The organism is Paenibacillus sp. AR247, from assembly GCF_002968895.1.
Classification (GTDB): Bacteria; Bacillota; Bacilli; order Paenibacillales; family Paenibacillaceae; genus Paenibacillus_AQ; species Paenibacillus_AQ favisporus.
Genome location: NZ_PCZT01000009.1, coordinates 1749606 through 1762854, shown reverse-complemented (window position 1 = coordinate 1762854; position 13249 = coordinate 1749606). Strand labels below are relative to the sequence as shown.

15 protein-coding genes and 3 pseudogenes are annotated in these 13249 nt (G+C 53.0%); all 18 read left to right on the top strand.

Annotated features, from left to right (window positions below; all coding sequences use genetic code 11):
- A pseudogene (fliI, locus tag CPT76_RS39885) lies at positions 1 to 722 on the top strand (flagellum-specific ATP synthase FliI); the annotation flags it as partial.
- A 9-nt stretch (positions 723 to 731) separates the two neighbouring features.
- Positions 732 to 1181, top strand: coding sequence for a flagellar export protein FliJ (fliJ, locus tag CPT76_RS16535; protein ID WP_105443629.1), 450 nt, complete (start codon positions 732 to 734; stop codon positions 1179 to 1181).
- A gap of 42 nt (positions 1182 to 1223) precedes the next feature.
- The gene (locus CPT76_RS16530) at positions 1224 to 2159 is read left to right on the top strand and encodes a MotE family protein (protein ID WP_105443628.1); all 936 of its coding nucleotides are present in this window, start codon (positions 1224 to 1226) and stop codon (positions 2157 to 2159) included.
- A 138-nt stretch (positions 2160 to 2297) separates the two neighbouring features.
- Entirely contained in the window at positions 2298 to 3587 is a 1290-nt protein-coding gene (locus CPT76_RS16525; protein WP_181152881.1) for a flagellar hook-length control protein FliK, read from the top strand.
- A gap of 18 nt (positions 3588 to 3605) precedes the next feature.
- The gene (locus CPT76_RS16520; RefSeq protein WP_105443626.1) at positions 3606 to 4232 is read left to right on the top strand and encodes a flagellar hook capping FlgD N-terminal domain-containing protein; all 627 of its coding nucleotides are present in this window, start codon (positions 3606 to 3608) and stop codon (positions 4230 to 4232) included.
- On the top strand, positions 4229 to 4618 hold the full coding sequence (locus CPT76_RS16515) for a TIGR02530 family flagellar biosynthesis protein (RefSeq protein WP_105443625.1): 390 nt from the start codon (positions 4229 to 4231) through the stop codon (positions 4616 to 4618). Before CPT76_RS16520 ends, CPT76_RS16515 begins: the two co-directional genes overlap by 4 nt.
- 83 nt (positions 4619 to 4701) lie before the next feature.
- Entirely contained in the window at positions 4702 to 5520 is an 819-nt protein-coding gene (flgG, locus tag CPT76_RS16510) for a flagellar basal body rod protein FlgG (RefSeq protein ID WP_094593773.1), read from the top strand.
- A 56-nt stretch (positions 5521 to 5576) separates the two neighbouring features.
- Positions 5577 to 5801, top strand: a complete 225-nt coding sequence (locus CPT76_RS16505; RefSeq protein ID WP_076168142.1) for a flagellar FlbD family protein — start codon at positions 5577 to 5579, stop codon at positions 5799 to 5801.
- On the top strand, positions 5798 to 6265 hold the full coding sequence (locus CPT76_RS16500) for a flagellar basal body-associated FliL family protein (RefSeq protein ID WP_076168140.1): 468 nt from the start codon (positions 5798 to 5800) through the stop codon (positions 6263 to 6265). Before CPT76_RS16505 ends, CPT76_RS16500 begins: the two co-directional genes overlap by 4 nt.
- A 34-nt stretch (positions 6266 to 6299) precedes the next feature.
- Positions 6300 to 7297, top strand: a pseudogene (fliM, locus tag CPT76_RS16495) (flagellar motor switch protein FliM).
- Positions 7287 to 8561, top strand: a complete 1275-nt coding sequence (fliY, locus tag CPT76_RS16490; protein ID WP_105443624.1) for a flagellar motor switch phosphatase FliY — start codon at positions 7287 to 7289, stop codon at positions 8559 to 8561. The pseudogene fliM and the gene fliY overlap by 11 nt, the downstream one beginning before the upstream one ends.
- A gap of 26 nt (positions 8562 to 8587) precedes the next feature.
- Positions 8588 to 8953: a response regulator gene (locus tag CPT76_RS16485; protein ID WP_076168133.1), complete on the top strand. Its 366-nt coding sequence runs from the start codon at positions 8588 to 8590 to the stop codon at positions 8951 to 8953.
- A gap of 8 nt (positions 8954 to 8961) precedes the next feature.
- Positions 8962 to 9495, top strand: a complete 534-nt coding sequence (locus tag CPT76_RS16480; RefSeq protein WP_105443623.1) for a flagellar biosynthetic protein FliO — start codon at positions 8962 to 8964, stop codon at positions 9493 to 9495.
- A pseudogene (gene fliP / locus CPT76_RS16475) lies at positions 9492 to 10243 on the top strand (flagellar type III secretion system pore protein FliP). Before CPT76_RS16480 ends, fliP begins: the two are co-directional and overlap by 4 nt.
- A gap of 32 nt (positions 10244 to 10275) precedes the next feature.
- On the top strand, positions 10276 to 10545 hold the full coding sequence (fliQ, locus tag CPT76_RS16470; protein ID WP_076168126.1) for a flagellar biosynthesis protein FliQ: 270 nt from the start codon (positions 10276 to 10278) through the stop codon (positions 10543 to 10545).
- Positions 10546 to 10557: 12 nt separating this feature from the next.
- Positions 10558 to 11346 carry a flagellar biosynthetic protein FliR gene (gene fliR / locus CPT76_RS16465; protein ID WP_089546550.1) on the top strand — a complete coding sequence of 263 codons (789 nt, stop codon included), beginning with the start codon at positions 10558 to 10560 and terminating at the stop codon, positions 11344 to 11346.
- A gap of 22 nt (positions 11347 to 11368) precedes the next feature.
- Positions 11369 to 12457 carry a flagellar biosynthesis protein FlhB gene (flhB, locus tag CPT76_RS16460; RefSeq protein WP_240913006.1) on the top strand — a complete coding sequence of 363 codons (1089 nt, stop codon included), beginning with the start codon at positions 11369 to 11371 and terminating at the stop codon, positions 12455 to 12457.
- Between the two features lie 21 nt (positions 12458 to 12478).
- The coding region (locus CPT76_RS16455; protein WP_146116332.1) for a flagellar biosynthesis protein FlhA at positions 12479 to 13249 on the top strand (771 nt) is incomplete at its 3' end.

The following is a 13249-nucleotide window of genomic DNA, read 5'->3' as shown; positions in this document are numbered from 1 at the left end:
AAGTGCTCGATTTTATCGAACGCGACCTGGGCCCTGAAGGACTGCAGCGATCGGTGGTCATCGTGGCCACCTCCGACCAGCCTGCGCTGATCCGGATCAAGGGAGCGCTGATCGCGACGACCATCGCCGAGTATTTCCGGGACCGGGGCATGAACGTCATGCTGATGATGGATTCCGTGACGCGGTATGCGATGGCGCAGCGGGAAGTGGGGCTGGCGATCGGCGAACCGCCGGCGATGCGCGGTTATACGCCGTCGGTGTTCGCGAGCCTGCCGAAGCTGCTCGAACGGGCGGGGACAGGGCCGCAAGGTTCCATTACCGCCTTTTACACCGTGCTCGTCGACGGCGACGACATGAATGAGCCGATCGCGGATGCGGTGCGTGGAATCCTGGACGGGCACATCGTGCTGAACAGGGGCATCGCGAACAAGGGCCATTTTCCCGCGATCGACGTGCTTGCCAGCATCAGCCGGGTGATGAAGGATATTGCGCCGCGCGAGCAGACGGACGCTGCGGATAATTTGAAGCGGCTGATGGCTGTCTATAAAGAGTCCGAGGATCTGATCAACATCGGCGCTTACCAAAAAGGCTCGAACGAGCAAATCGATGAAGCCATCGATTCCATCCAGGCCATCTGGGATTTTACCAAGCAGCGCGTAGACGAAAAAGTGACGCTGGAGCAGGTTCAAGAACGTTTGATTTCCGAATTTTCAAGGAGATGACCTTAAGGGATGAGATTTCAGTACGCGTTCCAAAAAATTGTCGACCTCAAAAGCAACGAACGTACCCAGGCGGAATGGATGCTGTCCAGTGCCATCGGCAAGCTTCAGGCGGAAGAAAAGTCGTTGGGGGAGCTGCTGGATATCCGGGAGAGCATGGTCAAGCAGCTTCAGGAAGCCGCAGGCCAATGCGTTCCTGTCTCCATGATTCAGGAAATTCAGGCGTATGTTGAATATTTGGACCAATGCATACGGATGAAGCATGTGGATGTGAACAGAGCCAATATGAAGGTTCAGATGCAGCAGAAGCATTTGTCCACAAAGATGCTGGATGAAAACGTCTGGTTAAAAGCGCGGGACAAAGCAAAGACGGCATTTCAGCAGCAGGCGCTCCTGCATGAGCAGAACGAGCTTGACGAGATGGCGACCGTACGGTTTGCCATGGGCGCTAGGGCGAGATGAGTGAACGTGATATAGAGCTGCTGGCTTGGGGGTGGAACAACTGTGGCAAGAACAGGTTTTGAAGAATTAGAGAAAGAATCAACAGGGGGATTTGAACGGTTTTTGTTTTTGGTTATACCAATCATCTTTACGCTGGTGCTTCTGGGCGTGCTTCTGATGCTGCTGAACACCAACGTGCGGAACGAAGTGCTCGGCGTTGCCAACAAAATTCCGGTTGTGAAAAACTGGGTCCCTGACCCGGTCAAGGATCCGGAAGCGGCCAAGCTGGACAAAACGAAAGCACAGGTGGAGAGCGCGACCGCTACGATTAAGGAGCTGAAAAGCCAGCTGGAAGCCAAGGAAACGGATCTTCAGAAGGCTAAGGAAGACCGGCAGCAGCAGGACAGTAAAATCAAATCGCTGCAGACGCAGATTGATCAGCTACAGGAGAGCAGCGCGCAGGCTGCGGATTCACAGGCGGGAAATACCGCCGACGATTACGAGAAGCAGGTCAAAAATTTGGCGAAAATGTACGCCGGCATGAGCCCGAGCAAAGCGGCACCGATTCTGCAGAATATGACCACGGAAGAGGTCGTTCAGCTGCTTAGTGCCATGGATGCCGATAGCCGAATGAACATCCTCGCCAAGATGGATCCGAAGATGGCGGCGGATATCACGCTGAAAATGAAGGATTCCGTATCGTCCAGCGATTTGGCGATCGCGGCGCTTCAGTCCAGAGTGAACAAGGACAGCGCCGTGCAGACGACACCGTCTTCAACCGGGCTCGACAAGGCTCAAATCAGCCAGACGTTCGGGTCGATGAACGCGGACAGCGCGGCCAATCTGCTGCTGGCCATGTACAAGATTAGCCCGGACAAAGTACTGACGATTCTGGGCGCCGTGGCAGATTCGACACGGTCAAGCATTTTGGATTCGATGAGCAAAACAGACCAGAAGACGAGCGCTGTCATTCTCAACAAATTGCTAAGCAGCAAGTAGCGATTCTTTTCAACCAGAGCTTCTTTTCAACAGAGTACTTGAATGTAGTACTGCACGCGCGACTGGTACCGGCGATTTGGAGTATCGTTGACTCAGCTGATGACAAGTACAGCAGGCGGTTCGCAGGAAGCTTCGGCCATGAACGGCGTGGCGTCACTTTTGGAAGGGCTGCTGAAAAACGCTCAAGCGACCGCGGTTCAAGGGAACGGGGACAGTGATGAGCAGAACACCGCAGCCCTGCTGCAAAGCCTTCTTCTGGATGCCGATCAGCTGGATGAAGCGATTGCCGAAGACCCTGAAGTGCTGAGCGCCCTGCAAAGCTGGATTCAGCAGGTAACCACCTTGCTGCTGAACGTTCAAGGAAACGGCGAAGCACAGTCTGAAGACACCCCAGCTAATGAGGGAGATCAAGCCTTGACGGCACTGGCCAGCCACCCGGCGACGGCACGGTTTGCCGCACAGGATGCGTTGGCCCAGCTGATCACGGTGCTGCAGCAGCCAAATACGGGGGCGGACACCACGGCGCAGGCGGCAGAACTGCTGGAAACGTTCCATAACCTGGTTCAGAACGCCACAACTCCTGGGAAAAACAAGCCGGCGGCTCTGGTCAACTCGGAGTCGGCAGCACCACAGGATACGGCACCAATGTTCCAGCCTAAAGCGGAAGGACAAGCCAGTCGCATCTCCGCGTTGTTGGAAGCGATCCGGCAGCAGCCGGCAGGCGATACTGCATCCGCTGCAAGCGGCAAGGCCGTGCTGAGTACGATCTTGACGAGACAGCTGCCTAATGCCGATGCGCAAACAGCAGCTTCCGCTGCAAGCCCTTCTTCCGGAGAAGAGATGGAAGCGGCGGCGAAGCCGGAGGATCCGCTTGCCAGCCAGACTACGGTAACGGCAGGGCATCTCGTGATGAAAGAAGGCATTCAGTCGCCTCATAAAGCAGCGGCGCCAGCGGTGCCCGTTACGCAGTTTGCCAAAGAAATGAGCACATTTGTCGTAAACAAACTGGAAATCGTGAAGCAAGAAGGCATCTCGGAAGCGAAAATATCGCTGTACCCGGAACATTTGGGCCAGGTCGACATTAAGCTGACGATGCAAAACGGACAGCTCGTTGCCCAATTTACGACCGAGCACGCCGGAGCCAAGGATTTGCTGGAACAGCAGATGAGTCAGCTCCGCAGTACGCTGCAATCGCAGGGTGTGCAGGTTGAGAAACTTGTGGTAACGCAAAACCCTTCGCTGCAGTCCCAAATGTATCACGACGGCCGTCAATCCCAATCGGGTCAGCAGCAGCCGAACCGCCGGCAAAAGGACAAGGACACTTCCTCCGAAGATGCCTTGACCGTGGCTGAGCTGGGAGACGAGCTGAATGAGTGGCTTGCCCGGCAGCAGGCGGATCAAGGAAATACCTTTACAGCCAAAGCGTAAAAACGGAGGTGAACAACCATGTCAGATATCGTATCGACAAGCAACATTTGGCCTAACTACTCGGCTTCCAATGTGCAGAAGGCCAGCACGAAGACGCAGACGCTCGGCAAGGACCAGTTTCTGAGCATTCTGGTGACCCAGCTTAAAAACCAGGACCCGATGCAGCCGATGGAGGACAAGGAATTTATTGCCCAGATGGCCCAATTCACCTCGGTCGAGCAGCTGATGAACATATCCAGCCAGCTGAACGCCATGAGTCAGTCCCTTGGCAACGTATCGGGACTGATTGGCAAACAAATTAGCTGGGTCGATAGCGGAAGCAGCTCCGATCAATCAGGCGAAAGTACGTCTGAGATCAAAACGGGCATCGTGGATTCGATTATCGTCAAGGACGGCGTTCAGTACGCTTCCGTCGGGTCGGTAGCGATTCCGATTACGAAGATCGTCGAAATCATGAATGCTAAGCAGGAAGAGGGCACTCCGCCGGCGGATACCGATGCGCCTTCAACTGACGGTGCGTCGAATACGGGCGGCGCGGCACAAGGTTCTGCGGACAGCGCCTCTGAAACCGGAGAGACAAGCGCCGAGGCAACAGGTGCAGCGGCAGGAGAAGGCACGACAGGCGGGAACGGGGAATCGGCATGAACGAACGGATGACGATCGGACAGCTCTACCCCGGAAGGATATATCCGGCCGCTCCCGTCAAGACTTCGAAACCGGCCGTGACGCCGGACGCCTCGTCCCAGACGTCATTTGATGAACTGCTGCAGGGAAGCCTGCTCAAGTTCAGCAATCATGCGGCCAAGCGGCTGGAGCAAAGAGGGATCGAGATCAAAGGGGAACAGCTGGACAAGCTGAACCAAGCCGTTGAAAAGGCTGCCGCCAAAGGCAGCAAGGAATCGCTGATCCTGATGAAGGATATGGCGCTCATCGTCAACGTTCCTAACCGGACGGTCGTCACGGCGATGGACGGCAAGTCCATGAAAGACAACGTGTTTACCCAAATCGACAGCGCGGTCGTGCTGTCGTAAGCTGGCTGGCCCGAACCGGAAAGCCAGGGAACTGCTGACCGACTGACGCAGTTCATTTCACAAACCTAGGAGGAAACAGACCAATGTTGAGATCGATGTATTCAGGCGTTTCAGGGATGCGCGGATTCCAAACCAAGCTCGACGTAATCGGCAACAATATCGCCAATGTCAACACGACGGGGTTTAAATCCGGCCGGGTCATGTTTAAGGATGTCATGAGCCAGACCGTATCTGGCGTGACAGCGCCGGACGGTACGGACCAAGCCGGAGTCAATGCCAAGCAGATTGGTCTCGGCGTGTCCATCGGTTCGATTGACACCGTCCATACGGCAGGAAGCGCGATGACCACCAACGTTCCGACGGATCTGCGGATCGACGGAGACGGATTCTTTCTGATTAAACTGTCAGGCGATCAGGAAACACCATTTCTGACTCGCGCCGGTGACTTCCATGTGGATGCGCAAAAAAATCTGGTGACTTCAGATGGGATGTTCGTTTGCGATTCCGATGGAACTCCTATTACGCTTCAAGCGGAGACCGTTTCATTCTCGATTTCCCAAGATGGAACCATTATTCAGAAACTGGCTGACGGGACTACCGATAATGGAACGATTATAGGTGTGGGTAAGGTGACGAACCCGGAAGGTCTGGAGAAAATCGGCGGTAACCTGTACCGGATGACTTTGAACGCCAACGATGGTGGAACGCTTACCCCTACAACGGGGAACGACGCAGATGCAGGAACTGGCGCAATCGTAGCCGGGCAGTTGGAAATGTCCAACGTTGACCTGACCGGCGAATTCACCGAAATGATCGTCGCCCAGCGCGGCTTCCAGGCGAATTCCCGGATCATTACGACCTCTGACGAAGTTCTGCAGGAAATTGTCAATCTGAAGCGTTAGTAGAGTGAAGTGACGGGGGAGGCCTGTCCTCCTCCGATTTCCATAGGAGGCCTGCTATGATTTTAGTTACCCGGTTAAACGGCTCACCATTATGGCTGAATGCCCTGCTTATCGAAACAGTGGAAGAAACGCCGGACACGTATATTACCCTGGTTACGGGCAAACGAATGATTGTTTTGGAAAAAGCGGCGGAAGTCATTTCCCTGGTGAAGCAATACAATCAGGAAATCGGCGTTCACAACGCAACTATTAAAGTGCAACAAACGGAGGAATCCCCATGAAAAAGATGCTGCCCTGGCTAATAACGATACTGCTGGCGATTACACTGATCGTGCTTGCCGCATTTTTGCTGATGGATAAATATTTCGGGAGCAGTTCAAACGAAACGAAATCGGCCGCCCAAACGATCGAGGCTCCAAAATTATCGGCAGACGAGCTTGTGGAAATCACTTCGGAGATTACGGATATCAAGACCAATCTCGCGGATCAGGATTATATCGTATTGATGAATTTTGCGTTCCAATTGAACGACAAAAAATCGAAGGAAGAATTCGATAAGATCAAAGAATTCGAAATCAAGCCCATCATTATTAAGACGCTCGCCGATACGAGACCCGAGGAACTGAAGGGCTCCAAAGGAAAAGACCAATTAAGCGCAAAATTGATCAATCTGATCAATAAAACCCTGACACGAGGGAAACTGACGCAAATCTCCATCACGAACTTTGTTTTGACGCCGCTGTAACATAACGACCGGAAACCGTAAGGGGGTGAGATGATTGGTTGATGTATTATCGCAAAATGAGATTGACGCCCTGCTCGCCGCACTGTCGTCCGGTGAAATGGATGCGGAGGAACTTAAAAAAGAAGAGACCCAGAAAAAAATCCGTTCCTATGATTTCAAGCGGGCCGTCCGCTTTTCCAAGGATCATATCCGAAGTCTGACACGGATTCATGAAAATTTCGCGCGTTATCTGACGACCTATTTTTCCGCACAGCTGCGGACATTTGTTCAAATTAACGTCGTTCAGGTCGAGCAGCTTCCTTATGACGAATTTATCCGCTCGATTCCGAAGATGACGATTCTCAATATTTTTGAGGCGGAACCGTTGAAAGGAAGAATGGTGCTGGAGGTACACCCCAACGTGGCCTATGCCATGCTGGACCGGCTGCTGGGCGGAGTCGGAAACGCTCCTTCCAAAATCAACTCGCTCACCGAAATCGAAACGACGATCATGGAGCGGATTTTCAGCCGGGCGTTCGAGAGCTTGGCGGAAGCGTGGAAAACGGTGCTGGATATCTCTCCACGGATGGAAGCGATGGAGACGAATCCGCAGTTTATGCAGATCGTCTCACCGAACGAAACCATCGCACTGATTTCGCTCAGCACCAAAATCGGCGATACGACGGGCATGATCAACCTCTGTATTCCGCATGTGGTGCTGGAGCCGATCATGTCGAAGCTCTCGGCCCATCAGTGGTTTGTATCGGAGAAGAAGTCCAGCGTCCCGGAGGAAGCCGAGTCGCTCAAAAACCGGATCAGCCAAGCCAAGCTGAGCATGATCGCCGAGCTTGGGGAGTCTTCTATCTCCGTATCCGAGTTTTGGGATTGAATGTAGGGGACGTCATCAGCCTGGCCAAGCCGGTACATTCGGGACTGAAAATCAAGGTTGGTGACCGGTTGAAGTTTATAGGAAGCCCGGGTACCGTCAAAGACCGCGTGGCCGTGCAAATCGACGAAATTGTCAGCGAAGGAGCTGAGGAACTTGACGAGTAAAGATTATTTATCCCAGGAAGAGATCGACGCCCTGCTGAAACAGACCGAAGCGGCCGACTTCTCCCGAAATGCGGGTTCGACGGTAGACGATTATTTAACGCCTCTGGAGCAGGATGCACTGGGAGAGATCGGCAACATTACGTTTGGCAGTGCAGCCACCGCACTTTCGACGCTGCTTGGCAAGAAGGTGGACATTACGACGCCGAAGGTGTCTATCATTACCCGCAGCCAGTTTGAGGAAGAGTTCCCCAAGCCCCATGTGGCTGTTCATGTCACGTATGTGGACGGTTTTGAAGGGATCAACTCTTTGGTCATTAAAACGCGTGACGCGCAGGTCATCGCCGACCTGATGCTGGGCGGAGAAGGTGATCCGCAGGATGCGGAGCTGAACGAAATCCATATCAGCGCGGTTCAGGAAGCGATGAACCAAATGATGGGCTCTTCGGCCACTTCGATGTCGACGATATTTAACCGGTTCGTCAATATTTCGCCGCCAGGCATCGACATTCTGGACATGGCCAACGGCGACGGGGTTAATAGCCTGCCTTCCGAGCAGACGCTGATCAAGATCTCTTTCCGGCTCAAAATCGGAGAATTGATCGATTCCACGATCATGCAGCTGCTTCCGGTCCAGTTCGCCAAGGATATGGTCAGCATGCTGATCCATGGTTCGGACGAGGCGGAGCAGTCGATGCAGCAGGCGGCTCCAGCGGTTGAAGCGCCTGAGCGGCCGGCATCTCAGCCTGAGGCCTCTTACCCGCCTCCGGCAGCCAGTCAGCCGGCTCCGCAGCAGCAGGATTACGGAATGCCGTCCGGCGCGCCGGGCTACGGTGCTCCAGCTGCCGGAATGCCCGCTTCCATGCCGGGGCAAGCATACGATCCGAACATGCAGAATCCTTATGCGGCCATGCCGCAGCATTACGGGTCTATGCCTAACCGCAACGTCAATGTGCAGCCCGTGCAATTTGCGAATTTACAAGGTGGCTCGTACGGCCAGGTCGATCAAAATAATTTAAACTTATTGATGGACATTCCTCTTAAAGTCACCGTAGAATTAGGAAGGACCCAGAAGCAAATTAAGGATATCCTGGAAATGTCTCAAGGTTCAATCATCGAGCTGGACAAGCTGGCGGGCGAGCCGGTTGACATCCTGATCAACAACAAGCTGATCGCCAAAGGCGAGGTTGTCGTTATCGATGAAAACTTCGGGGTGCGTGTCACGGATATTCTCAGCCAATGGGACCGAATACAAAAATTACAATAGCAAAATTTAGGGAGGATTTTTAATCAATGGCAAATCGAATTCTTATCGTGGATGACGCTGCATTTATGAGAATGATGATCCGTGATATTTTGACTAAAAACGGTTTTGAGGTAGTCGGAGAGGCCCAGGATGGATCCCAGGCGATCGAGAAGTTTAAAGAGCTTCGTCCGGACCTGATTACGATGGATATTACGATGCCGGAAATGGACGGGATCGCCGCGCTGAAAGAAATCAAAAAGATCGACCCGGCCGCGAAGGTCATTATGTGCTCCGCCATGGGGCAGCAGGCGATGGTCATCGACGCCATCCAAGCAGGCGCGAAGGATTTTATCGTCAAACCGTTCCAGACCGACCGCGTTATTGAAGCCATCAATAAGACGCTGGGAGTTTAGGACTTTAGATGAGTAATCCAGATACGCCGCTTCCTGGCTCCGGTAATTACGCTCTCAGCCTGGTTTATGTCATCATCGTCCTGGCGGTGATTATTGCACTCATTATTCTTCTGATCCGTTTTCTCGGCCGGAAAAATAAAACTTGGTTCAGCAGCCGTTCGATCCGGACGCTGGGGGCTGTCGGGCTGGGGCCGAACAAATCGCTCCAGGTCATTGAAATCGGCAGCAGCGTATATTTGGTCGGCGTAGGCGAAGATATTCGCCTCGTCGATAAAATTACCGACCCTGACGAGGTCGCCGTCATCCTGGCATCGTTTGAACAGGATCCGGCATACTCGCAGAACGGGTTAACGCCTTTGGTGGCCAAGCTTGCTGCAAAGCTGCGCAAAACGGGACCGGTATCCGAGGAGATCAGTCTGGAGGAAACGCCGGAATTTCATGAAGTATTTGACGAGAAGCTGCGCCGGATGTCAAACCGTAAAGAGAAGATGGAAGAGCTCCTGCGGGAAGACAATACTACAGATCGGTTGAGGGAGCCATGAAAAAGAAGGTTTTGTTCGTTTGTATCATCGTTACATTGATCAGCCTGCTCTCGGTGACGGCCGCCTTTGCGGATCCGATACCGAATATCGATATCCAGGTAGGGGACTCCGGAGGGAAGCCAAGCACCAGCTCGCTCTCGATTCTGCTTCTCATCACGGTCATCAGCATCGCGCCGGCGCTGCTTGTGCTGATGACCAGTTTTACGCGGATCGTGATCGTGCTCGGTTTTGTCAGAACGTCGCTTGGAACTCAGCAGATGCCCCTAACCAGGTCATCGTAGGGCTGGCTCTTTTTTTGACGCTGTTTGTCATGACGCCAACCTTTTCCTCCATCAATGATGTGGCCCTGCAGCCGTATTTAAAAGGGGAACTGACACAGACGCAGGCTTTGAACAAAGCGGCGGAACCGATGAAAAAGTTCATGTTCTCCAACACAAGGGAGAAGGACCTGCTGCTGTTTATGAAGTATACCAAGATCGAAAAGCCGAATACCTACAAGGACATTCCGCTCACGGTCATGGTGCCGGCGTTCGCGATCAGCGAGCTCAAAACGGCCTTTCAGATGGGATTCATGATCTTTATTCCTTTTCTCATTATAGATATCGTTGTATCCAGTACCCTGATGGCGATGGGCATGATGATGCTCCCGCCGGTCATGATCTCGCTGCCGTTTAAAATTTTGCTGTTTGTGCTGGTGGACGGTTGGTATTTGGTCGTCAAGTCGCTGCTGATGAGCTTTAATACCTGAATGAGTATGAAGAAGGGGCGGGATGCTCAGCCATGAATTCGGAATTTATTATCGGTCTCGCCGGCCAGGCGGTATATACCGTGCTGAAGGTCAGTGCGCCCATGCTGCTGCTGGGACTCATCGTCGGTCTGGTGATCAGCATTTTCCAGGCGACAACCCAAATTCAGGAGCAGACGCTGGCATTTGTGCCAAAGATCGTGGCCGTACTGCTGGCGATTCTTTTCTTTGGGCCATGGATTCTGACGACGCTGGTGGATTTCACTTTTAACATTTTGGACAACTTGTACAAATATATCGGATAGGCGGACTTATTCATGAACATGCTGCTGGAAAGTCTGCCGGTTTTTATGCTTATTTTTTGTCGAATTACAGCCTTTTTTGTTGTCGTTCCGGTGCTTTCTTCCAAAGGAGTCCCGAATATTTTCAAAATAGGCATCGCTTTTTTCGTATCTGCGCTTGTGTACCTAACTTATGGCGTGCATCAGAGCGTTCCGGCAGATGTGACGTACGTCCTCCTGATCATCAGGGAAGTGCTGATCGGGCTGCTGCTCGGATTCGTCGCCTATGTGCTGTTTATGGTGATCCAGACGGCCGGCTCCTTCATCGACATCCAGATCGGCTTCGGGATCGCGAACGTGCTGGATCCAATGACGGGCACCTCAGCGCCAATGCTGGGCAACTTCAAGTACATGTTCGCCCTGCTGCTGTTTTTGACGATGAACGGGCACCACTATTTGCTGGACGGCATCATCCGGAGCTATGACTGGGTTCCGCTTTCCAACGAGTTGTTTATGAGAATGGCGGACGGCAGCTTGTCGGAATTTTTGATCAAGACGTTCGGCCAGTCGTTTGTCCTTGCCTTTCAAATGTCGGCTCCGCTCGTCACGGCGCTGTTCCTGACAGACATCGGGCTGGGGTTTCTGGCACGCACCGCACCACAGTTTAACGTATTTGCCGTCGGGATGCCGCTGAAAATTATTGTCGGACTGATGATTCTGTTTTTGCTGGTACCGAGCTTTTCCTATATTTTCGGCGACTTGTTCGGAATCATGTTTGAGTCGATGCAGACGCTTCTGGGGATTATCGGTCACAAGCCTGCGTAATGTGAGGATGGAGGGAAGGAACGTGTCCTACAGGTATCCCCTGGATCTGCAGCTGTTTGGCGGAGAAAAAACCGAAAAAGCGACCCCGAAAAAGCGGCAGGATACCCGGAAAAAGGGCCAGGTCGCCAAAAGCCAGGATTTAACCGGCGCGGTCGTTCTGCTGGCTTCCTTTTTCAGCCTTCTCATGTTCGGTTCATCGTTCAAGGAGCGGCTTGTCGGACTGTTCAAGGATATTTTTCTGAACCGCCTGACCATGGATTTGTCGATTAACAACGTCATGAGCCTCGCCGTGGAATACGGCATCGACATTTTGCTGCTGCTGGCGCCGGTGTTTCTTACCGTCGTCGTCATGGCGCTCGCCGCTAATTTGATGCAGGTCGGTTTCATGCTGACGGGGGAATCGCTGAAGCCCAAATTCAGCAAGCTGGACCCGATCAAAGGGTTTAAAAATATTTTCTCGGTCCGTTCTCTGGTCGAGTTCGCGAAATCGATCTTAAAGCTGGTGATCATCGGCTTTCTCGTTTATCAAACGCTAAGGGGAGCCATCGCGGATATCGGCAAGCTGTCCGAGGTTAATATTGAGAAGACATTTCATTTTGTGGCCAGTTTGACGATGACGCTCGGCCTAAAAATAGGGGCCGCCCTGTTTGTGATGGCCGCACTGGATTTTTTGTATCAAAAGTATGAGTTCGAGAAAAGCATTCGGATGTCGAAACAGGACATTAAAGACGAGTATAAAAAAATGGAGGGGGATCCGCTGATCAAGGGGAAGATCAGGGAGCGGCAGCGCCGGATGGCGATGCAGCGGATGATGCAGGAAGTGCCGAAGGCCGACGTCGTCATCACGAACCCGACCCACTTCGCGGTGGCCCTGAAGTACGAGGGCTCGAACATGGAAGCCCCGCAAATCGTAGCCAAAGGGCAGGATTTTGTGGCTCTGCGGATCAAGGAGATCGCCAAGGAAAACGGCGTGATTACGATGGAAAACAAGCCGCTGGCCCGTGCGCTGTTTCAAAGGGCGGAGATCGGGGACTCGATTCCCGCCGATTTGTTTCAAGCCGTGGCTGAAGTACTGGCTTATGTATATAAATTAAAAGGCAAAGTGAGATAAGGGATCGGAGGTAAGGAAGCATTGAAATTAAAAGAGATAACGATACTGACCGGCGTCATCGGCATTGTAATGATGATGATTCTTCCGATCCCGTCCTGGCTGCTCGACGTGCTGCTGGTCATCAATATTTCGCTCGCACTCATTATTTTGCTCGTCGCGATGAACACGCAGGAAGCGCTGCAGTTTTCCATTTTCCCTTCGCTTCTGCTCATTACGACGCTGTTCCGGCTGGCGCTGAACATTTCGACGACCAAGCTTATCCTGTCCGAGGGCTTTGCCGGCGACGTTGTCAAAACGTTCGGCAGCTGGATCGCCAGAGGGGAAATCGCCGTCGGCTTTATCGTCTTTCTGATTCTGGTTGTCGTGCAGTTCATCGTCATCACGAAGGGATCGGAACGCGTGGCGGAAGTCGCCGCCCGGTTCACACTCGATGCGATGCCCGGCAAACAGATGAGCATTGACGCCGACCTAAACGCCGGCATGATCAATGAGCAGCAGGCCAGGGAGCGGCGCCGCAAAGTAGAACGCGAAGCGGACTTTTACGGCGCGATGGACGGTGCGAGCAAGTTCGTCAAAGGGGACGCGATTGCGAGCATCATCATCCTGCTGATCAACCTGGTCGGCGGTTTTATTATCGGGATCGCCATGCGGGGCCTGTCCTTCCAGGATGCGATGTCCACCTACTCGGTATTAACTATCGGGGATGGTCTGGTCAGTCAAATTCCCGCACTCTTAATTTCAACGGCTTCCGGTTTGATCGTGACGCGTTCTTCTTCGGAAGGCAATTTGGCG

Excerpts from the sequence above, each read along its gene's own strand:
- CPT76_RS16525 (WP_181152881.1), top strand. The coding sequence starts at position 2,298 with ATGAACGGCGTGGCGTCACTTTTGGAAGGGCTGCTGAAAAACGCTCAA.
- fliQ (WP_076168126.1), top strand. The coding sequence starts at position 10,276 with ATGAATTCGGAATTTATTATCGGTCTCGCCGGCCAGGCGGTATATACC.
- CPT76_RS16500 (WP_076168140.1), top strand. The coding sequence starts at position 5,798 with ATGAAAAAGATGCTGCCCTGGCTAATAACGATACTGCTGGCGATTACA.
- CPT76_RS16515 (WP_105443625.1), top strand. The coding sequence starts at position 4,229 with ATGAACGAACGGATGACGATCGGACAGCTCTACCCCGGAAGGATATAT.
- flgG (WP_094593773.1), top strand. The coding sequence starts at position 4,702 with ATGTTGAGATCGATGTATTCAGGCGTTTCAGGGATGCGCGGATTCCAA.
- CPT76_RS16520 (WP_105443626.1), top strand. The coding sequence starts at position 3,606 with ATGTCAGATATCGTATCGACAAGCAACATTTGGCCTAACTACTCGGCT.
- fliJ (WP_105443629.1), top strand. The coding sequence starts at position 732 with ATGAGATTTCAGTACGCGTTCCAAAAAATTGTCGACCTCAAAAGCAAC.
- fliR (WP_089546550.1), top strand. The coding sequence starts at position 10,558 with ATGAACATGCTGCTGGAAAGTCTGCCGGTTTTTATGCTTATTTTTTGT.
- CPT76_RS16480 (WP_105443623.1), top strand. The coding sequence starts at position 8,962 with ATGAGTAATCCAGATACGCCGCTTCCTGGCTCCGGTAATTACGCTCTC.
- CPT76_RS16485 (WP_076168133.1), top strand. The coding sequence starts at position 8,588 with ATGGCAAATCGAATTCTTATCGTGGATGACGCTGCATTTATGAGAATG.
- CPT76_RS16505 (WP_076168142.1), top strand. The coding sequence starts at position 5,577 with ATGATTTTAGTTACCCGGTTAAACGGCTCACCATTATGGCTGAATGCC.